The organism is Streptomyces sp. Z423-1 (genome assembly GCF_013009255.1).
Classification (GTDB): domain Bacteria; phylum Actinomycetota; class Actinomycetes; order Streptomycetales; family Streptomycetaceae; genus Streptomyces; species Streptomyces gossypiisoli.
Genome location: NZ_CP053109.1, coordinates 3691941 through 3712351, shown reverse-complemented (window position 1 = coordinate 3712351; position 20411 = coordinate 3691941). Strand labels below are relative to the sequence as shown.

17 protein-coding genes and 1 pseudogene are annotated in these 20411 nt (G+C 69.9%); 12 read left to right on the top strand and 6 right to left on the bottom strand.

Annotation, left to right across the window (positions count from 1 at the left end):
• Positions 1-15 precede the first annotated feature (15 nt).
• The 5 genes from HJD23_RS16600 to HJD23_RS16580 all read right to left on the bottom strand — a co-directional run bounded on the left by HJD23_RS16600 (position 16) and on the right by HJD23_RS16580 (position 6697).
• A complete protein-coding gene (locus HJD23_RS16600) occupies positions 16-1095 on the bottom strand; it encodes a 2-oxoacid:ferredoxin oxidoreductase subunit beta (protein WP_171112500.1) in 1080 nt (359 codons plus the stop codon).
• Positions 1088-3016 carry a 2-oxoacid:acceptor oxidoreductase subunit alpha gene (locus tag HJD23_RS16595; RefSeq protein WP_171112498.1) on the bottom strand — a complete coding sequence of 643 codons (1929 nt, stop codon included), beginning with the start codon at positions 3014-3016 and terminating at the stop codon, positions 1088-1090. The genes HJD23_RS16600 and HJD23_RS16595 overlap by 8 nt, the downstream gene beginning before the upstream one ends.
• A 133-nt stretch (positions 3017-3149) precedes the next feature.
• Positions 3150-3809 carry a response regulator transcription factor gene (locus tag HJD23_RS16590; RefSeq protein ID WP_277347805.1) on the bottom strand — a complete coding sequence of 220 codons (660 nt, stop codon included), beginning with the start codon at positions 3807-3809 and terminating at the stop codon, positions 3150-3152.
• Between the two features lie 177 nt (positions 3810-3986).
• On the bottom strand, positions 3987-5351 hold the full coding sequence (locus tag HJD23_RS16585; RefSeq protein WP_171112493.1) for a sensor histidine kinase: 1365 nt from the start codon (positions 5349-5351) through the stop codon (positions 3987-3989).
• 155 nt (positions 5352-5506) lie between these two features.
• Positions 5507-6697, bottom strand: a complete 1191-nt coding sequence (locus tag HJD23_RS16580) for a sensor histidine kinase (protein ID WP_171112492.1) — start codon at positions 6695-6697, stop codon at positions 5507-5509.
• Between the two features lie 272 nt (positions 6698-6969).
• Between HJD23_RS16580 and HJD23_RS16575 the strand changes: the two genes are divergently transcribed.
• The 12 genes and pseudogenes from HJD23_RS16575 to HJD23_RS16520 form a co-directional block, all read left to right on the top strand.
• Positions 6970-7377 carry an NADH-quinone oxidoreductase subunit A gene (locus tag HJD23_RS16575; protein WP_141309576.1) on the top strand — a complete coding sequence of 136 codons (408 nt, stop codon included), beginning with the start codon at positions 6970-6972 and terminating at the stop codon, positions 7375-7377.
• Entirely contained in the window at positions 7368-7997 is a 630-nt protein-coding gene (locus tag HJD23_RS16570) for an NADH-quinone oxidoreductase subunit B (RefSeq protein ID WP_171112490.1), read from the top strand. The genes HJD23_RS16575 and HJD23_RS16570 overlap by 10 nt, the downstream gene beginning before the upstream one ends.
• Positions 7994-9355 carry an NADH-quinone oxidoreductase subunit C gene (locus HJD23_RS16565; RefSeq protein ID WP_171112488.1) on the top strand — a complete coding sequence of 454 codons (1362 nt, stop codon included), beginning with the start codon at positions 7994-7996 and terminating at the stop codon, positions 9353-9355. Before HJD23_RS16570 ends, HJD23_RS16565 begins: the two co-directional genes overlap by 4 nt.
• Positions 9352-10320, top strand: coding sequence for a complex I subunit 1 family protein (locus tag HJD23_RS16560; protein ID WP_171112486.1), 969 nt, complete (start codon positions 9352-9354; stop codon positions 10318-10320). The genes HJD23_RS16565 and HJD23_RS16560 overlap by 4 nt, the downstream gene beginning before the upstream one ends.
• 2 nt (positions 10321-10322) lie before the next feature.
• Entirely contained in the window at positions 10323-11045 is a 723-nt protein-coding gene (locus tag HJD23_RS16555) for an NADH-quinone oxidoreductase subunit I (RefSeq protein ID WP_171112484.1), read from the top strand.
• Complete coding sequence (locus HJD23_RS16550; protein WP_171112483.1) at positions 11042-11701, top strand: NADH-quinone oxidoreductase subunit J; 660 nt, start codon at positions 11042-11044, stop codon at positions 11699-11701. Before HJD23_RS16555 ends, HJD23_RS16550 begins: the two co-directional genes overlap by 4 nt.
• Entirely contained in the window at positions 11701-12093 is a 393-nt protein-coding gene (gene nuoK / locus HJD23_RS16545; RefSeq protein WP_171112481.1) for an NADH-quinone oxidoreductase subunit NuoK, read from the top strand. The genes HJD23_RS16550 and nuoK overlap by 1 nt, the downstream gene beginning before the upstream one ends.
• The gene (locus HJD23_RS16540; protein ID WP_171112479.1) at positions 12090-14084 is read left to right on the top strand and encodes an NADH-quinone oxidoreductase subunit L; all 1995 of its coding nucleotides are present in this window, start codon (positions 12090-12092) and stop codon (positions 14082-14084) included. The genes nuoK and HJD23_RS16540 overlap by 4 nt, the downstream gene beginning before the upstream one ends.
• 6 nt (positions 14085-14090) lie before the next feature.
• Positions 14091-15665, top strand: coding sequence for an NADH-quinone oxidoreductase subunit M (locus tag HJD23_RS16535; RefSeq protein ID WP_171112477.1), 1575 nt, complete (start codon positions 14091-14093; stop codon positions 15663-15665).
• Positions 15662-17185 carry an NADH-quinone oxidoreductase subunit N gene (locus tag HJD23_RS16530; protein WP_171112476.1) on the top strand — a complete coding sequence of 508 codons (1524 nt, stop codon included), beginning with the start codon at positions 15662-15664 and terminating at the stop codon, positions 17183-17185. Before HJD23_RS16535 ends, HJD23_RS16530 begins: the two co-directional genes overlap by 4 nt.
• 209 nt (positions 17186-17394) lie before the next feature.
• Positions 17395-18258, top strand: coding sequence for a zinc metalloprotease HtpX (gene htpX / locus HJD23_RS16525; protein WP_171112474.1), 864 nt, complete (start codon positions 17395-17397; stop codon positions 18256-18258).
• Positions 18255-18371: pseudogene (locus HJD23_RS16520) on the top strand (YccF domain-containing protein); the annotation flags it as partial. The gene htpX and the pseudogene HJD23_RS16520, both read left to right, overlap by 4 nt.
• Here HJD23_RS16520 and HJD23_RS16515 read toward each other — a convergent pair.
• A complete protein-coding gene (locus tag HJD23_RS16515; protein WP_171112473.1) occupies positions 18349-20316 on the bottom strand; it encodes a recombinase family protein in 1968 nt (655 codons plus the stop codon). The pseudogene HJD23_RS16520 and the gene HJD23_RS16515 overlap by 23 nt on opposite strands.
• Between the last annotated feature and the right edge of the window lie 95 nt (positions 20317-20411).

The window sequence follows — 20411 nt, the reverse complement described above, 5'->3', positions numbered from 1 at the left end:
CGGCTGTGGTGTGGCTCAGCCGACGACGGTCCAGGTGTCGCCGCCCGCGAGCAGTGCGGCGAGGTCGCCCTTGCCGTTCTGTTCGATGGCGGTGTCGAGCTGGTCGGCCATCTGGGTGTCGTAGACCGGGCGGTCCACGGAGCGGAAGACGCCGATCGGGGTGTGGTGCAGGGTGTCCGGGTCGGCGAGTCTGCTGAGCGCGAAGGCGGTGGTCGGGGAGTCGGCGGCGGCGTCGTGAACGAGCACCTGCTGCTCGTTCTCCGGCGTGACCGTGACGACCGTGAGGTCGCCGGTCTGCGGATCCCGGACCACCCCGCGGGTGTTGTCCGGCCCGAAGCGGATCGGCTGCCCGTGCTCCAGCCGGATCACCGCCTCCTGGCTCTGCTGCTTGTCCTTCAGGGCGTCGAAGGCGCCGTCGTTGAAGATGTTGCAGTTCTGGTAGATCTCGATCAGCGCGGTGCCGGGGTGGGCGGCCGCCGCCCGCAGCACCTCGGTGAGGTGCTTGCGGTCGGAGTCGATGGTCCGCGCGACGAACGAGGCCTCCGCGCCCAGGGCCAGGGACACCGGGTTGAACGGGGCGTCCAGGGAGCCCATCGGGGTCGACTTGGTGATCTTGCCGACCTCGGAAGTGGGGGAGTACTGGCCCTTGGTCAGGCCGTAGATCCGGTTGTTGAACAGCAGGATCTTGAGGTTGACGTTGCGGCGCAGGACGTGGATGAGGTGGTTGCCGCCGATGGACAGCGCGTCGCCGTCGCCGGTGACGACCCACACGCTCAGGTCGCGGCGGGAGGTGGCCAGGCCGGTGGCGATGGCGGGGGCCCGGCCGTGGATGGAGTGCATCCCATAGGTGTTCATGTAGTACGGGAAGCGGGAGGAGCAGCCGATGCCGGAGACGAAGACGATGTTCTCCTTCGCCAGGCCCAGTTCGGGCATGAAGCCCTGGACCGCGGCGAGGATCGCGTAGTCACCGCAGCCTGGGCACCAGCGCACTTCCTGATCGGACTTGAAGTCCCTCATGGACTGCTTGCCCTCGGCCCTGGGCACCAGGGAGAGCGCTTCGATCGTGCCGGTGCCTTCCATGGACGTCTCAGCCATCGATGGCCTCCTTCAACGCCGCGGCCAGCTGCTCGGCCTTGAACGGCATGCCGTTGACCTGGTTGTACGAGTGGGCGTCCACCAGGTACTTCGCCCGGATCAGCGTGGCGAGCTGCCCGAGGTTCATCTCGGGGATCACCACCTTGTCGTAACGTGCCAGCACCTCGCCGAGATTCCCCGGGAACGGATTGACATGGCGCAGATGCGCCTGCGCGACGGGATGTCCGGCGGCGCGCAGGCGTCGTACCGCCGCGGTGATCGGCCCGTACGTCGAGCCCCAGCCCAGCACCAGCAACTTCGCGTCGGCCGGGTCGTCGACCTCGATGTCCGGCACGTCGATGCCGTCGACCTTGGCCTGCCGGGTGCGGACCATCAGATCGTGGTTGGCGGGGTCGTAGGAGATGTTGCCCGTGCCGTCCTGCTTCTCGATGCCGCCGATGCGGTGCTCCAGGCCCGGCGTGCCCGGAATCGCCCAGGGGCGGGCGAGGGTCTGCGGGTCACGCTTGTACGGCCAGAAGGTTTCGGTGCCGTCCTCCTGGGTGTGGTTCGGCCCCTGTGCGAACTGCACGGTCAGCTCCGGCAGTTCGTCCAGCTCCGGGATCCGCCACGGCTCGGAGCCGTTGGCGAGATAGCCGTCGGAGAGCAGGAAGACCGGCGTCCGGTAGGTCAGCGCGATCCGGGCGGCTTCGAGGGCGGCGTCGAAGCAGTCGGCGGGCGTGCGGGGCGCGACGACCGGGACGGGCGCCTCGCCGTTGCGGCCGAACATCGCCTGGAGCAGGTCGGCCTGCTCGGTCTTGGTCGGCAGGCCGGTGGAGGGCCCGCCGCGCTGGATGTCGACGATGAGCAGGGGCAGCTCCAGCGACACCGCCAGCCCGATGGTCTCGCTCTTGAGCGCCACGCCCGGGCCGGAGGTGGTGGTCACGGCGAGCGAACCGCCGAACGCCGCGCCCAGCGCCGCGCCGATGCCCGCGATCTCGTCCTCGGCCTGGAAGGTGCGCACACCGAAGTTCTTGTGCTTGCTCAGCTCGTGCAGGATGTCCGAGGCCGGGGTGATCGGGTACGAGCCCAGGAACAGCGGCAGGTCCGCCTGCTTGCTCGCGGCGATCAGGCCGTAGGCCAGGGCGAGGTTGCCGGAGATGTTCCGGTAGGTGCCGACCGGGAAGGCCTTCGCCGCCGGGGCGACCTCGTAGGAGACGGCGAAGTCCTCCGTCGTCTCGCCGAAGTTCCAGCCCGCCCGGAAGGCGGCGATGTTGGCGGCCGCGATGTCGGGCTTCTTGGCGAACTTCGAGGTCAGGAACTTCTCGGTGCCCTCGGTCGGCCGGTGGTACATCCAGCTCAGCAGGCCCAGCGCGAACATGTTCTTGCTGCGCTCGGCCTCCTTGCGCGTGAGGTCGAAGTCCTTCAGCGCCTCCACCGTGAGCGTGGTGAGCGGCACCGGGTGCAGCTGGTAGCCGTCGAGCGAACCGTCCTCCAGCGGGTTCGCCTCGTAGCCGACCTTCTGCATCGCCCGTTTGGTGAACTCGTCCGTGTTGACGATGATCTCCGCACCCCGCGGCAGATCCCCCACGTTCGCCTTCAGCGCCGCCGGGTTCATGGCGACGAGGACGTTGGGTGCGTCACCCGGGGTGAGGATGTCGTGATCGGCGAAGTGCAGCTGGAACGACGAGACACCGGGCAGCGTCCCGGCAGGGGCACGGATCTCGGCCGGGAAGTTCGGCAACGTCGACAGGTCGTTGCCGAACGATGCGGTCTCCGAGGTGAAGCGGTCTCCGGTGAGCTGCATACCGTCACCCGAGTCCCCCGCGAACCTGATGATCACTCGGTCCAGACGGCGGACGTCCTTCACGCCGGCCGCTTTGCGCTGCTCTCCCACGACGGCTCCGTCGGTCTGCTCCGCTGGGCTACTGACCTGGCTCGTCACTGAACTGCTCCTCCTTCGAGGCGGCTGTCGGGACCCGACCCCACAGGGTCCTCCCAGGATCAACCCTACGTCTGTGCGGCTCGCCTTCCTTCGACCATTCGCATGATGACCACCTGCCTGAGACGGGTGGGCGTCAGGAGTTCAGGTACGTCAGCACGGCGAGGACCCGGCGGTGATCCCCCTCGCTCGGGGACAGGCCCAGCTTGAGGAAGATGTTGCTGACGTGTTTCTCGACCGCGCCGTCGCTCACGACCAGCTGCTTGGCGATGGCCGAATTGGTCCGCCCCTCGGCCATCAGCCCCAGGACTTCCCGCTCCCTCGGCGTGAGCCCCGCGAGCACGTCCTGCTTGCGGCTGCGCCCGAGCAGCTGCGCCACGACCTCCGGGTCGAGCGCCGTGCCCCCCTCGGCCACCCGCACCACCGCGTCCACGAACTCCCGCACCTCTGCCACACGGTCCTTCAGCAGATAGCCGACCCCCCGGCTGGAACCGGCCAGCAGTTCCGTGGCGTAGCGCTCCTCCACGTACTGTGACAGCACCAGCACGCCGAGCCCCGGATGCGTCTTCCGCAGCTGCACCGCCGCCCTGACGCCTTCGTCCGTGTGCGTCGGCGGCATGCGCACGTCGGCGACCACGACGTCCGGCAGGCTGCCCTCGGCGTCCAGTTCCGTGACGGTCTTGATCAACGCCTCCGCGTCGCCCACTCCGGCGACGACGTCGTGCCCTCGGTCGGTGAGGAGCCGGGTCAGGCCCTCCCTGAGCAGCACCGAGTCCTCGGCGATGACCACCCGCACCCTGTCCTCCACGATCCTCGGCCCCCGTTGCTCGACTCCACCCCAATGACCCGTCAAGCATTTCAGGTTTTGGGTGGAGGCGGGGTGGGTTGCTCGGGTGGGGAGAGGGGCGTGCTGTGGGGGCGGCGGGAGTGCTGGGTTTGTGAGAGGGCGGCCTGCGCCAGGACGCAGGGCGGTTCAACCGCGCCAGGGCAGTTCCGCCGTGATGCGGGTGGGGCCGCCCACCGGTGAGTCGACCACCAATATGCCGTCCACCGCGTCCAACCGCTCCGCGAGCCCGGCCAGACCGGAACTCCCGCTCGCGCCGGCCTCGGCCCCGCCCATGCCGTTGTCCATGACCTGCAACATCAGCCGGTCCTCCGACCGCCACACGTCCACCGCCGCCGAGGTCGCCTGCGCGTGCTTGCTGATGTTCTGCAGGAGCTCGGAGACCGTGAAGTACGCGATGCCCTCGATCGCCGGCGCCGGCCGCGACGCCAGGTCCACGTCCACCTGAACCGGCACCGTGCACCGCGAGGCGACCGCCGAGAGCGCCGCGTCCAGGCCACGGTCGGTGAGGACCGCCGGATGGATGCCGCGCGCCAGGTCCCGCAGTTCCTGCAACGCCGTCTTCACCTCGCCGTGCGCCTCGTCCACCATTCGCGCCGCCGTGCGCGGATCCTCGGCCAGCTTCTCCTTCGCCAGCCCCAGGTCCATCGCCAGCGCCACCAGGCGGGCCTGCGCCCCGTCATGCAGATCGCGCTCGATGCGTCGTAGATCCGCGGCGGCCGTGTCGACCACGACCCCCCGGTCCGACTCCAGCTCCACCACCCGCGTCGCCAGCCGCGACGGCCCGAGCAGCCCGTGCACCAGCAGCCGGTCCACCAGCGTCAGGGCCCGCACGATCCACGGCGTGGCCAGCGTGAACAGCAGCCCCACCAGCGCCGTCACCGTGATCTCGAACGGGTTGTCGAGGTAGATCCGGTGCGTCTCGTCGCCGTACAGCTGGAGCCCGTCCTGCCCGCCGTACATCGGGAAGAGCCAGAACCACACCGGGTACGTCAGCAGCGCCCAGCCGTACGCCCAGAAGCTTGCCCCGATGGCGAAGGAGAACACGGCCCACGGGAAGTGCAGCATCGCGTACAGCAGGTGCCGCCAGGAGGTGCCGCTCTTGAGGACCGCGCCCATCCACGCCATCAGGCCGCTCTTGCGCACCCGCAGCGGCTCCGGGTCGGCCACGTCGAGCCCGAGCAGCCCGCGCGCCCGCGCCCGCTCCAGCGCGCCGAGGCCCCGGCAGCCGGCCAGTCCCGCCGCCAGCACCGGTATGCCGAGGAACGTCACCAGCAGGCCCGCACCGAGCGCCAGCATCGTCACGGCGTACGTGAACATCAGCACGCTGATCGGCAGGCTGAGCAGCACGTAGGCGAGCTCTCGCCAGGTGCGGCCCTCGAACGGCGCGCGCAGCCCGGCGGGCAGCCGAAACCGCCGCCCGACGTTCCCTTCCGCATCCCAGTCGGACGCCCCATTGCGGCGTCCGTAGCCGTGCCCGTACTCCGTGGCCATTGGTCTGGTCCCCGTTCTCCTCGGTCTGCTGTGGTTGCTCGGCTTTGTTTGCTCGGCGCTTGCTGCTTGCTTGTCGCACCTTCAACCCTGCTGTGCCCGGCGGCTGCGGACCATGGAGGCCGTCGGCATCTTGAACGGGGGGTTTTCCCCACCCCTCAGCGCTGTCGGTCCCGCCACGGCAGTTCCGCGGTGATGACCGTCGGGCCGCCCGATGGTGAGTCGATGACGAACAGGCCGTCGACGGCGTCGAGGCGTTCCGCCAGGCCGCGCATTCCGGTGCCGCCGTCGAGGTGGGCGCCGCCCCGGCCGTCGTCGGCGACCTGTATGAGAAGGCGTTCCTCGGTGCGCCAGACGTCGACGGACGCGGCCTTCGCGCCGCTGTGCTTGCTGACGTTCTGCAGCAGCTCCGAGACGGTGAAGTAGGCGATGCCCTCGATGGCCTCGGCCGGTCTGTACTCCAGGTCGACGGTCACTTTCACCGGCACCGTGCAGCGTGAGGCGACCGCGGAGAGGGCTGCGTCCAGGCCACGGTCGGTGAGGACCGCCGGGTGGATGCCGCGTGCCAGGTCCCGGAGTTCCTGGAGCGCCAGCTTCACCTCGCCGTGCGCTTCCTCGACCATCGCCGCCGCGTGGTCGGGGTCCTCCAGCAGCTTCTCCTTCGCCAGGCCGAGGCCCATGGCCAGGTTGACCAGGCGGGCCTGAGCCCCGTCGTGCAGATCGCGCTCGATCCGTCGCAGATCCGCGGCGGCCGTGTCGACCACGACCCCCCGGTCGGACTCCAGCTCGGCGATGCGCCGCTCCAGCTCGTCGGAGGGCGACAGCAGCCCGCGCACCATCGCCCGGTCCACGTTGGCCAGCCCGCGCGCGATGAACGGCAGCACCGGCCACAGCACGAACAGCGAGGTCAGCGTGAGGGTGAAGGTGAGGATGCCCCACGGCAGCCGGATGAAGTCGTACAGGACGGTCCGCCAGCCCACCGGGTCCTTCAGCGCCATCCACAGCCGCGGGAAGATGCCGCCGGCGGTCCGCACGGGCAGCCGGCTCGGCTCGTCCACGCGCACGCCGAGCAGCTTCCTGGCCCGCGCCCGCTCCAGTCTGCCGAGCTGCCGGGCGCCCAGCAGACCTGCGGCGAGCAGCGGGAAGCCGATCACCGTGACGGTCAGGAAGGCGCTGGTGGGCAGCACCGTGACGACGTAGACGAAGCCCAGCAGGGCCACCGGCAGGTTCGCCAGGAGATGCGCGATCTCCTTCCAGGTGTGTGCGTCATAGGCGAGGCGTGCCGGCGGCAGGCGGTCCGGGTTTCCGTCGGCCGCCGCCGCGCTCGCGGACGGGGATTTCTTGGTCACATGGGCCAGCGTGCCCGGCGGCAAGCGCCCACGCCATGAGGTGCACCGCCACGTTCCACTGAGGAAAACCCCACCCTCGCCTCTCGATGCGTGATGGGCTGCTTACCGTCCCTTTAACAGGCCCTAGACTCACGTTGCGTACAGGTCGTCGAACAGCGACGTTCACGATCGGCAAGATCGCGAGACCGGCGGGGCATCGCGGGACCGCCGGGCCGGTCGAAAAGTCATGTCGAAAAGTCATAGGGTCGAGGTCAGGGGAGCGAGGGACGGACGTGCGGGAATCGACCGTCGAACCGACCGCCGTCGTCGCGGCGGACTACTTCCAGTCCTATTCGGTCGTCGGACTGCTCGCCGCCATCGGCGTGCTGTTCGTCGCCATCGCCTTCGGCGCGGGCCGGCTGCTGCGCCCCGTCGCGCCCACCCCCGAGAAGCTCCTGACCTACGAGTGCGGTGTCGACCCCGTCGGCGAGGGCTGGGCCCACACCCAGGTCCGCTACTACGTCTACGCCTTCCTCTACGTGATCTTCGCGATCGACTCGATCTTCCTCTTCCCCTGGGCCACGGTCTTCGCCGCCCCCGGTTACGGAGCGACGACCCTGGTGGAGATGTTCATCTTCCTCGGCTTCCTGGCCGTGGGCCTGCTCTACGCATACAAGAAGGGTGTCCTGGCATGGACGTGACGCCAGAAACGACTCCCTCGGTACCGGCCCCGGAACCCGTTCTGCTGCCGGAGCCGAAGCGCCTCGGCGCCCTCGCGCGCCTCGCCCCCGAGCCGATGAAGGTCGTCCTGAACTGGGGCCGCCGCTACTCGCTGTGGGTCTTCAACTTCGGCCTCGCCTGCTGTGCCATCGAGTTCATCGCCGCGTCGATGGCCCGCCACGACTTCATCCGCCTCGGCGTCATCCCGTTCGCGCCGGGCCCCCGCCAGGCCGACCTGATGGTCGTGTCCGGCACCGTCACGGACAAGATGGCGCCGGCCATCAAGCGTCTGTACGAACAGATGCCCGAGCCGAAGTACGTCATCTCCTTCGGCGCCTGCTCCAACTGCGGCGGCCCGTACTGGGACTCGTACTCCGTCACCAAGGGCGTCGACCAGATCATCCCCGTCGACGTCTACGTCCCCGGCTGCCCGCCCCGCCCCGAGGCGCTGCTCCAGGGCATCCTCAAGCTCCAGGAGAAGATCGCCCGCGAGTCGCTGGGGGAGCGGTACGGTTCCGCACGTCCGTCGGCGGCGGCCCTGCAGAGCGGCCTGGTCCAACCGCCGGCCACAGGCGGCACCGGTACGGGGGAGGCCCGATGAACGGCACGGTCGGCTGGCTTCCCGCCACCGCCGAGGACCTCTTCGGTACGGAGGCCACGGCCGAGGAGTCGTACGCGCTCCTGACCGTGGACGTACCGCCCACGTCCTGGACCGCCGCCCTGCGCACCGCCCGCGACGAGCTCGGCTGCACCTACTTCGACTGGCTGAGCGCGGTCGACGAACCGGGCACGGGCTTCCGCGTCTCGGCGCATCTGGTAGCCCTCGCGCCCGTACGCCGCCTGCTGCTGCGCACCACGGTTCCGCACGAGGCGCCCGTCCTCGCCTCCGCGGTCGAGGTCTACGCGGGTGCGGCCTGGCACGAACGCGAGACCCACGAGATGTTCGGCGTCACCTTCGAGGGCCACCCCGCGCTGGAGCACCTCCTCCTGCCGGAGACCTTCGAAGGTCATCCCCTCCGCAAGGACTTCGTCCTCGCCGCCCGCGTCGCCAAGGCCTGGCCCGGCGCGAAGGAGCCCGGCGAGTCGGAACACGGCGGCCCCAAGCGCCGCCAGATGCTCCCGCCGGGCGTCCCCGACCCGAACGAGTGGGGCCCCCTCAAGGGCCAACTCCCCCCGGCCCCGACCCGCCCGGCCCGGGGCACGGCCCGCCCTGCGGGCGACCGCCCCGTACGCCGCACCCGCACCGCCGCGGAGGGCTCCGCAAGCCAGCCGCCGACGGCCGCCGCCGACACCCCCACGCAAACCCCGTCGCCGACCGCCCCGCGCCGCGCCCGGAGCGTGAGCGAGGGATCGGCGTCGCAGCGTGGGGAGAGCCCTGCGGAGGCTCCGGGCGCCCCGACGGCTCCTCGTCGTGCGCGGAGCGCGAGTGAGGGGTCCGCGTCCCAGCGCGCGGAGGGTACGGACGCTGCCGAGCAGGGCGGGCCTTCCGCTACGGCGGCCCCTGCCCGCCCGCGCCGGGCCCGCAGCGCTTCCGAAGGCTCCGCCTCGCAGCGCGCCCAGGCGCCGGAGGCGGAGAAGCCGACCCGCCCGGCCACCCCGCGCAGCCCCGACGCCCCGTGGCATCACGCCCGCCCGGCCTTCGACGAACCCGAGGCGAAGGACGCGGAGGGGCCGGAGAGCAAGGACGCGGAGGGGCCGGAGAGCGCGGAGGGGCCGGAGAGCAAGGACGCGCCGGAGAGCAAGGACGCGCCGGAGCCGGAGGCCAAGGGACCGGCGCAGACGGAGGCCCCTACGGAAGCGGAGGCAGAGGCGAACGAGGCCGAGCCGCCGCAGCGGCCTGCCCCCGAGCGCGCGGAGCCGGAGCCGGGCCCGGAAGCGGAGCCCCCCGCCCGCAAGGACTCGGCACCCGACGAACCCCCACCCCCCACCCCCGAGGACCCCCCAGGAGGCCGGCAGTGAACGACGTGCTCGACGTCGCCCTGCGACTCCTGATCGTCTTCGGCGTCTTCCTCACCTTCCCCTTGATCATCGGTCAGACCGAGCACAAGGTGATGGCCCACATGCAGGGCCGCCTCGGCCCCATGTACGCCGGTGGCTTCCACGGCTGGGCCCAGCTCGTCGCGGACGGCGTGAAGTTCGCGCAGAAGGAGGACGTGGTCCCGGCGGGCGCGGACCGCCGTATCTTCCAGCTCGCCCCTGCCATAGCCCTCCTCCCGTATCTGCTGGTCCTGCTCGCCATCCCCGTCGGCCCCGGTGAGGGCGCGGTGGGTGTGGTGATCGACGCGGGCATCTTCTTCGTACTCGCCGTCATGGGCGTCGGCGTCCTCGGCTCGCTCATGGCCGGCTGGGCCAGCGCCAACAAGTTCTCCCTCCTCGGCGGCCTGCGCACCGCCGCCCAGCTGCTCGCCTACGAACTCCCGATGCTCCTCGCCGCCGCCTCCGTCGCCATGGCGGCCGGCACGGTTTCCCTGCCCGGCATCCTCGACGCCTTCGAGTGGTGGTGGCTGCCCTGGCAGATCGTCGGCGCGATCGTCTTCTTCGTGGCGGGGCTGGCCGAGCTGCAACGCCCGCCGTTCGACATGCCCGTCGCCGACTCGGAGATCATCTTCGGCGCGTACACCGAGTACACCGGCCTGCGTTTCGCCCTGTTCCTTCTCGCCGAGTACGCCGGGATCGTCGTCCTGTGCGGTCTGACCACCGTCCTCTTCCTGGGCGGCTGGCACGGCCCCTGGGGTGCCGACGGCCTCGGCTGGGTCTGGACCCTGCTGAAGGCGGCCGTCCTCGCCTTCATCGTGATCTGGTTGCGCGTCACCTACCCCCGGCTGCGCGAGGACCAGCTCCAGAAGCTCTCCTGGACCCTCCTCGTCCCCCTCTCCCTCGCTCAGATCGCCCTCACCGGCATCGTCAAGGTGGTGATCCAGTAGCCATGGCCGAGTCTCCCCCGCCCACCCGGCCCCGCATCCCCGGCAGCGGTCTCGCCAAGGGCTTGGCCGTCACCCTCCGCACGATGACGAAGAAAACCGTCACCGAGCAGTACCCGGACGCCCAGCCCGACCTCCCACCCCGTACCCGCGGTGTGATCGGTCTGTTCGAGGAGAACTGCACGGTCTGCATGCTGTGCGCCCGGGAGTGCCCGGACTGGTGCATCTACATCGACTCGCACAAGGAGACGGTCCCGCCCGCCGCCCCCGGCGGACGCGAGCGCAGCCGCAACGTCCTCGACCGGTTCGCGATCGACTTCTCGCTGTGCATGTACTGCGGTATCTGCATCGAGGTCTGTCCTTTCGACGCCTTGTTCTGGTCGCCGGAGTTCGAGTACGCCGAGACCGACATCCGCGACCTCACCCACGAGCGCGACAAGCTCCGCGAGTGGATGTGGACGGTGCCCGCCCCACCGGCCCTCGACCCCGGCGCGGAGGAACCGAAGGAGGTCGCCGCCGCCCGCAAGACCGCCGAGAAGCTGGCCGCCCAGCAGGAAGCGGCAGCCGCCCAGCCTGCCCAGCCCACTGAGCCCGCCGCGACCGAGCCGCACGCCGCCGATCAGGCACGCGCCGCCGAGTGGCCCACCCGGCCGATGGGTGAGTCCAAGCAGCAGACGGACCTGCCCCAGCAGCAGACGGACCTGCCCCGGCAGGAGGGCCAGGAATGACACTTGCAGCAGCAGCCACCGCCGTCGCGATGGACGCCACGAGCATGGCCGCCGAGAGCCATGGCTTCCTCTCCCCGACCGGCGTCGAGATCGCCTTCCTCCTCGTCGGCGTGGTCACCTTCGGCGCCGCGATCATCACCGTCACCTCCCGGCAGCTGGTGCACGCCGCCCTGTGGCTGGTGGTGACCCTCGGCGGACTCGCCGTCGAGTACCTCCTGCTCACCGCCGAGTTCATCGCCTGGGTGCAGGTGCTGATCTACGTCGGTTCCGTGGTCGTCCTCCTCCTGTTCGGTCTGATGCTCACAAAGGCCCCCATCGGCCGTTCCCCGGACGCCGACTCCGGCAACCGCTGGGCCGCCCTCACCGTGGCCGTCGCCACGGCCGCCGCCCTGGTCTGGGTCGTCGTCGACGCCTTCCGCACGACCTGGATAGACCTGGACGGTGCCCCCGCCGGCTCCACCGAGGTCACCGGCAAGGCCCTCTTCCAGAACTGGGTCCTCCCCTTCGAGGCCCTCTCCGTCCTCCTCCTCGCCGCGCTGGTCGGCGCGATCGTCCTGTCCCGCAAGGCGAAGGCCGACGCCGCGAAGGCCGACGCCGCGACGGCCACCACCGCGAGTGTCCCCGGCAGCCGAAGCGACAAGGGCGGTGCCCGCTGATGCACCTCGCCTACCCCGCCGTACTCTCCGCCCTCCTGTTCTGCACCGGCCTGTACGGCGTCCTCGCCCGCCGCAACGCGATCCTGGTCCTGATGTCGGTCGAGCTGATGCTCAACGCCGTCAACCTCAACCTGGTCGCCTTCGACGTCTGGCTCAGCAGGACCGCCGAGGAGACCCTGCACTCCGGCCAGGCCCTGACCCTGTTCACCATCGCCATCGCGGCCGCCGAGATCGGCATCGGCCTCGCGATCATCCTCGCCGTCTACCGCAACCGCGGCACCTCGGACATCGACAAGCTCCGCGACACCGCCGAGGGCCACGAGACCGACGGACCCGACGGTGAGGCCCACGCGGCCGAGCCGGCCGCCGAGAAGGCTGAGGCCAGCGCGTGACCACGACCACCCTCGCTTACCTCGTTCCTCTCCTTCCGTTCCTGGGCGCGGCCACCGGGCTGCTCCTGGGCCGCACGGCCCCCGGCTTCGTCCGCCCGATCGCCGTCCTGCCGACGCTCGCCTCGCTCGTCCTCGCCGTACTGGTCGCCGTCCGCCAGGGCGGCGACGCGGCCATCGACGCCGCCACCGAGCTCACACCCACCGGCTCGATCCCGATCGAACTCGCCCTGTACATCGACGGCTTCGCCGCCCTCGTCGCCGTCCTGGTCGCGTTCGTCGCGCTCTGCGTGCAGATCTACTCGACCGGCTATCTGCAGGACGACCCGCGCTACCCCTCCTACGCCGCGCTCGTCTCCCTGTTCACCTCCGCGATGCTCCTCGTCGTCTACTCGGGCGACCTGATGGTGCTGCTGGTCGGCTGGGAAGTCATGGGCATCTGCTCCTACTTCCTGGTCGGCCACTACTGGGAGACCCCGGAGGCCCGCGCCGCCTCCCTGAAGGCCTTCCTGGTCACCAAGCTCGGTGACGTGCCCTTCCTGATCGGCCTGTTCGCGCTCGCCGTCGACGCCGGGTCGTTCCGCATCACGCGGGTGCTCGGCGCGGTCGCGAGCGGCGGACTCGACCACCCCACGCTGATCGCCCTGCTGCTTCTGGCCGGTGTGGCGGGCAAGTCGGCGCAGTTCCCGCTGCACACCTGGCTGCCCGACGCGATGGCGGGCCCCACGCCCGTCTCCGCGCTGATCCACGCCGCGACAATGGTCGCCGCCGGTGTCTACTTCATCGCCCGTCTCCTCCCCGTCTTCCAGGCCTCCTCGGCCGCGATGGTCGTCCTCGCCGCCATGGCCGCCGTCACCATGGCCGGCTCCGGCGTCGCCGCGCTCGCCCAGGACGACATCAAGCGCGTCCTCGCCTACTCGACGATCGGCCAACTCGGCTACATGACCGGCGCCCTGGCCGTCGGTGACCGCGGTGCCGCCGTCTTCCACCTCCTGTCCCACGGCGCCTTCAAGGCGCTGCTGTTCCTCGCGGCGGGCGTGATCATCCACGCCGCCGGCACCAACTCGCTGGCCGCCATGTCCCGCATGGGCGGCCTGCGCGACCGTGTCCCCGACGCCTACTGGACGATGACCGTGGCGCTCCTCGCGCTCGCCGCGATCCCGCCCTTCAGCGGCTTCTTCTCCAAGGAGTCCGTCCTCGGCGCCGCCGAACACGTCACCACCGGCCACACCGAGCACGTCCCCGCCGCCGCGGGCTGGATCGTGCTGGTCGTCGGCCTGCTCACGGCCCTGCTCACCGCCGCGTACGCGATGCGCCTGTGGCTGCTCGCCTTCCGCGGCCACGGCACGGAGGCCCCGGACCACGGCAGGCAGCCGCTGACGATGACCGTGGTGCTGTGGGTGCTCGCCGCCCCGTCCCTCGCCCTGGGCGGGCTGGCGTACCAGTCGCTGCCCGGCTGGTTCGACGGCGGTGAGCTGACCCCGACTCTCACCACGTCCATGCTGGGCACGGGGCTGGCCCTGGTCGGCGGCATCGTCACCTACGCCGCCTGGCGGCACACCAGCGCGCTCGCGGCCCGCGTCCCCCTTGGTGCGGTCGCGGCCCACCCCGAGGGCGACGCCGCTCAGGTCGAGGCCGAGGCCATCGCCACCCACGAACCCGCCTACGGCGACGTGGCTCACGCACCCGACCCGGCCGATCCCGGACGGCTGCTGCTCGGACCGCTGCACCGGCACGCGGCCGTCGGCTTCCACCTGGACGCCGTGTACTCGGCGCTGTTCGTCCGCCCGGTCCGGGGCGGTGCCAGTCTGGTGCGGTTCCTCGACCGCGAGGTCGTCGATACCTACGTACGCGGGGCGGGCGCCCTGCCCCGCTGGCTGGGAGCCGCCGTCCGGCGCGCCCAGACCGGCAATGTGCAGACCTATGTGAGCGCGCTGCTCGCCGGCACCGTCGTCCTGGTGGTCGCCGTCGTCCTCGTCGCCACGGGAGCGTGAGCAGGCGTGATCGATATCAACGAGTCCGTGATGCAGTTTCTTCTCGCGTTCGTCGTCGTCGGCCCGCTCCTCGGTGCCGTCGCCGCTCTCCTGCCCGCCCCGCCCGGACTGAAGGGGAAGTCGCCCGAGCAGGCCGTGCTGCGGCACGGCGTGACCGTGACCGGCGCGGTCCTCATCGCCGCGATCGTCCTGGCGCTCGGCTTCGACCACGACCAGCCGTCGAAGATGCAGGCCAGCACGGACATCAGCTGGATCCCCGCACTCGACGTGCGGATCCACCTCGGCATCGACGGCATTTCCCTCCCCCTTGTCGTCCTGACCGCGCTGCTGACCTTCCTCTGCGCGCTGTACTCGTACTTCAAGATGCCCGCGGGCCCGACCCCGAAGGCCTTCGTCTCGCTGCTGCTCGTCCTGGAGTCCGGCACTCTCGCCACCTTCGCCGTCCTCGACCTGCTGCTGTTCTTCCTCGCCTTCGAGATGGTCCTGATCCCGATGTACTTCCTCATCGCCCGCTGGGGCGGCGAGGGGCGGACGCAGGCCGCCTGGAAGTTCATCCTCTACACGCTGCTCGGTTCCGTGGTCATGCTGCTCGGCCTGCTCCTGATCGGAATCACGGCGGGCACATTCGACATGGTGGCACTCGCCACTGACAACGGCCGGTCGCTGACCACATCCGTGCAGGTCATCGCCGTTTTGGCGGTCGGGATCGGGCTCGCGGTCAAGACGCCGATGTGGCCGCTGCACAGCTGGCTGCCGGACGCCCACACTGCCGCTCCGACCGTCGGCTCGGTCCTGCTGGCCGGCGTACTGCTGAAGATGGGTACCTACGGGTTCGTCCGGATTCTGCTGCCGGTGACGCCGGACGGATTCCGCACCTTCGCGCCGTACCTCGCCGCCTTGGCCGTCGTCGGGATCATCTACGGATCGCTGGCCTGCCTCGCCCTCGCCCAGCAGGGTGCGAAGGGCGACCTCAAGCGCCTCATCGCCTACTCCTCCGTCGGACACATGGGCTTCGTCCTGCTCGGCATCGCCACCATGACCCCGACCGGCGTGAACGGCGCCCTGTTCGCCAACATCGCCCACGGCCTCATCACCGGCCTGCTGTTCTTCCTGGTCGGCGCGCTGAAGGACCGTACCGGCACGACCGACCTCGACGCCCTCGCGGACAAGACCGGCGCCGCGCTGTACGGCAAGGCCCCGCGCTTCGGCGGCCTGCTCGCCTTCGGCGCCGTCGCCTCCCTCGGCCTGCCGGGCCTCGCCGGGTTCTGGGGCGAGATGCTGGCGCTCTTCGGCGCGTTCCAGCCCGCCGCCGGCCTCAGCCGCCCGGCCTTCCTCACCTTCATGGCGATCGGCGCGTTCGGCACCCTGCTCACCGCTGCCTACCTGCTCGTCGTGGTCCGCAGGGTCTGCATGGGCGTCGTACCGCAGGATGCGCCCAAGCTCGCCGACGTGCACACGTACGAGTACGCGGCGTGGACCCCGCTGGTCGCCCTCACCGTCGTCGCCGGACTCTGGCCGAAGGCCCTCCTCGGCCTGACCGACCCGGCCGTGCAGCAGCTCCTCGCAGGAGGCACCCGATGAGCTCCCTGGCCCAGTCGCCGGTCGAGTCCCTGGTCCAGTCCGTCGACTGGCTCGCCATCGCGCCGCCCACCATCGCGGCCGTGGTCGCCCTCGCCGTCCTGGTCGCCGACCTGTTCGTCGGCGAGCACAAGAAGGCGCTCCTCGGGTGGGTGTCCGTGGCCGGTCTCGCCGTGTCCATGCTGATGCTGCTTCCGCTCCTGGACGGCGACCGCTCCACCTTCTGCCTCACCGGCGACGCCGACGTGTGCAGCTACACGGCGGACCGATTCACGCTCGTCATCCAGTTCCTGGTCCTCGGCGGCGCCCTCCTGGCGGCCCTGCTGTCCGTCACGGCCCTCAAGGACGACCGCAGAGGACTCCCCGAAGGGGAGTTCTGGTTCCTGCTGCTCTCCTCCGCGGCCGGTGCCGCCCTCCTGCCGGCCTCCCGCGACCTCGCGACGCTGATCGTCGCCCTGGAGGTCGCCTCCCTGCCCGCGTTCGCCCTGGTCGGCATCCGGCACGGTGACAAGAGGTCGTCCGAGGCGGCCCTGAAGTTCTTCCTGTCGTCGGTCACCGCGACCGCCGTCAGCCTCATGGGCATCAGCTTCGTGTACGCCGCCACCGGCACGCTCTACCTGACCCAGATCGCCGAACGCATCCAGGACGTCGACGGACAGCTGGACACCCTCGCCCAGACCGGCGTCGTCCTCACCCTCATCGGCTTCGCCTTCGAGACGGCCGCCGTGCCCTTCCACTTCTGGGTGCCCGACACCTATGTGGGCGCCCCGCTGCCGGTGGCGGCCTATCTGTCGGTGATCGGCAAGGCGGTCGGCTTCTCCGGGCTGATCCTCGTCACGGTCATCGCCTTCCCGTCGTACGCCGACGTCTGGGGCCCGGCGCTCGCCGCCCTGGCCGCCCTCACCATGACCGTCGGCAACGTCGGCGCCCTCCGACAGCAGGGCACGCGCGCGTACAGCGCGGTACGCCTGCTCGCCTGGTCGTCCGTCGGCCAGGCGGGCTACCTCCTGGTGCCGATCGCCGCCGCCGCGTACTCCGACGACGCCGAGCACTCGATCGGCTCCACAGTTGCCTACGCGCTCATGTACGGCGCCGTGAACCTGGGCGCCTTCGCGGTGGCCGCACTGGTGGGTCGTACGAGGACCTTCAACCGCATCACTGACTACCGCGGCCTGTACGCCACGAACCCCGTGACCGCGCTGCTGCTGGCCTTCTTCCTGCTCTGCCTGGCCGGGCTGCCGCCGGGCATCATCGGCCTGTTCGCCAAGGTCACCGTCTTCTCCGCGGCCGTAGACGCGGGCCTCGGCTGGCTGGCCGTGGTGATGGCCGTCAACGTGGTGATCGCGCTGTTCTACTACCTCCAATGGACGGCCCTGCTGTTCCGCGCCCCCGAGGGAGAGCCCGCCAAGCACCTCGTCCCGGCGCCCCTCACGGCCGCGATCGCCCTGACCGCCGTGCTCGGCATCGGCCTGTCCGGAGCGCCCCAGCTGGTCCTGCGCTTCGCGGACACCGGGCTCTTCTAGGGGCCCTCCCGGACAGAGCCCTCACCTGGACGGCCGGGCGCCCTCACCCGGACGGCTGACGTGGGCAGCCGCAGGCACAAGGGAACTAGTGGCCCTCGGCTCGCGTTGTCCACACCGTGAGGGTCCACTGGACGTGTCACCACGGCACCAGCGGGACCGGAGATCAACAAGCAAAGGGTTCCCCTGCTGCACCACTTGGAGGGCGTACCGTGCACCGCCGGCACAACGGGCTCAGGACCGCAGTACTCCTCGGGGGACTGTCCGCACTCATCATCCTCATCGGCAGCTTCTTCGGCCGAGTCGGGCTCGTCGTCGCCGTCCTGATCGCGCTCGGCACGAACGCGTACGCCTACTGGAACAGCGACAAGCTGGCCCTACGCGCGATGCGGGCCCGCCCGGTGAGCGAGTTCGAGGCCCCCGCGCTGTACCGCATGGTCCGCGACCTCTCCACGCAGGCCCGCCAGCCCATGCCCCGCCTGTACATCTCCCCGACGGAGGCGCCGAACGCCTTCGCGACCGGCCGCAACCCGCGCAACGCCGCCGTGTGCTGCACCGAGGGCATCCTGCGCATCCTGAACGAGCGCGAGCTGCGCGGCGTCATCGGCCACGAGCTGAGCCACGTCTACAACCGCGACATCCTCATCTCGTCGGTCGCCGGCGCCCTCGCCTCCGTGATCATGTTCCTGGTCAACTTCGCCTGGCTGATCCCGATCGGCCGCTCAGATGACGACGACGGCCCCGGCATCCTCGGCATGCTGCTCATCATGATCCTCGGTCCTCTCGCGGCCACCCTCATCCAGCTGGCCATCAGCCGCTCCCGCGAGTACGAGGCCGACGCCTCCGGCGCCCAGCTCACCGGCGACCCGCTCGCCCTCGCCAGCGCCCTGGGCAAGCTGGAGGCCGGTACCAAGCAACTTCCGCTGCCCCCTGAGCCCCGGATCGAGACCGCGAGCCACATGATGATCGCGAACCCGTTCCGCCCGGGCCAGGGACTGGCCAAGATGTTCTCCACGCACCCGCCCATGGCCGAGCGCATCGCTCGCCTCGAACAGATGGCAGGTCGTCGCCCGTGAAGACAATCCTGAACGTCATATGGCTCGTCCTGAGCGGCTTCTGGCTGTTTCTCGGCTATCTGCTCGCGGGCGTGCTGCTGTGCATCACCATCATCGGCATCCCGTTCGGGATCGTTCTTCTGCGTGCAGCATCGCGCTCGGGTCGACTCGCCCTTCGATGATCATCGGGGGCAGTAGCTCCGGCTCCGGCAGGGGCACCCGCTCCATGTCCGACAGGGCGGCGTTCACTCGGTGCCAGGTGTCATCGGAAGTCCATGCGTTGAAGTGCTTCGAGGCTTGGCGCGTGGCGCCGGTTTCCTTGATCACATCGGGCCACGACTTGCCGCTGCGCGCCTTGTAGAAGATGGCGTCCACGGAGCGCCGCACGGTGCCCATGCGCCCCTTCGGGAGTAGGGGAGCGACCCTGGCCCAGTCATCGTCCGAGAGCTGAGCTGCGGGCACGTTGAGGCCCGTAGCGGCGTACCAAGCCCGAACGGTGCAGGGGACCCCGCCGCGACGCCCGTCGGGTACCGGCCCTGTGAGGGTGACCTTCAGCTCCAGCATGGACAGGATGGCTGCCTGCTGCTCCTGGGCCATCTCAGGGAACGACTTCTGCGCCATGGTCGCGAGTGCCCGCAGATCCTGGGCGCGCCGATCGGACTCCTCCATCTCAGCCAGCCATTCGGCCGCCTCGTCACGCAGGTTCTGAAGCTGCTGGAGTTCTTCGTTCAGAGTTGCCGTGGCAGCCCCGATAGCGTCGGCTGACTTGCTCTGCTTGGCTGTCGCGACGATCACCGCCGTAATGGAGGCATTCATGCCCTCGATTTGCTGATCAAGGTCCGTGATTCGATCGGTCAAGGCGGACTTGTCCCCCTCGGCCATTCCGATCCACTCAGCAGCCAGTTCCTGAAGCTTTTCGCTGTCGCTGGCGATCTCTGTGACGTGCTTCCAAACGTGCGCTTCAAGCGCGTTAGCGTCGATGTAGGAGCAGCCGCAGGGCCTCTGACTGGGATCTCGGGGAGCATTGCCTGCGCATCGGTAGTAACGGGCACCTTCCCGCTCCGATGCCCTGCTGACGCCTGTGTACGTCTTCCCACACAGGCTCAAGACTCGGCCCGTCAGCGGATAGAACTCCCGTTGCCCGCTGCTGTGCTTCGCTGTCTCGGCCACCTTGCGCCGAAGCTCGGTGCTCTGTTCTTCGGTCAGGATCCGGGGTAGTTCGATCCTGACGCTGTCGCCCCAGAGTGGATTGCCGTCTTCGTCGGTCTTCGCGTGCTTGCCGCGAAAGACGAGCATCGCGTCGAGAACGGGGGCCGACATGACCCGGTCCCGCAGGTTGGCACGAGTCCATGCCTTGCCGGAGCGGGCCGTGATGCCTTCCGCGTTCAGGCGGATGGTGGCCTTGCGAAGATTGAGCCCCTCGCCCACTACCAGGTCGTACACATGCCGGATAACCTCCGCCTCGTCCTCATCGATCACCAGGTACGAGCCAGGCGTGCCCTTGTCGGCGATGCGGTATCCGTAGGGAGGGCGTCCGCCGATGTGTGCAGCGGGAGTCAGTTCGGCCTTCTCCTGCAAGCCGCCCTGTGTGCGGTCGCGGATCGTCTCCCACTCGGTCTCGGCATAGTCGGCGTCGCGGCGCATCTTCTTGCGCCCTTCGGTGGTCGTGTTGTCGTAGTCGTCTGCGACAACAGCGACGTAGACCCCGAGGTCTTCAAGGGCCCAGACCCAGCGCCAGAAAGCACGCCCCTTGCGGCCGATCACGCGGCCGTCAGGCACGACCACGATGTCGAACGGGCGAGGGGACTTCCGTGCGTCTTCCATCAGACGCTTCAGATCCCCGCGATCAGCCGCCTCCAGGGAGCCCGAGACTCCCTCGTCCTTGTAGGTGCCGACGTGCTCCCACTGCTTGAGTGCGATGTGGCGCAGGGTCTTCCGGCTCTGTCGCGCTACGCCGTATCCCTTCTTCTGCTCTTCGGTCGAGACGCGCAGATAGTCAACAGCGCGCAGTGTGCGTGTGCTGGTCGCCCGAGCGGCGGTCTCGATGGCTGAGGACAGGGGTGTGCTTACATTGGACACGTCGACTCCCAATCAGTCGGCCAGCCCCGGGGCGGTGCCAGCCGCTGCCGGGGCGTCTTCGTCAACTCCCACGGTATCCCCACCATGTGACACTT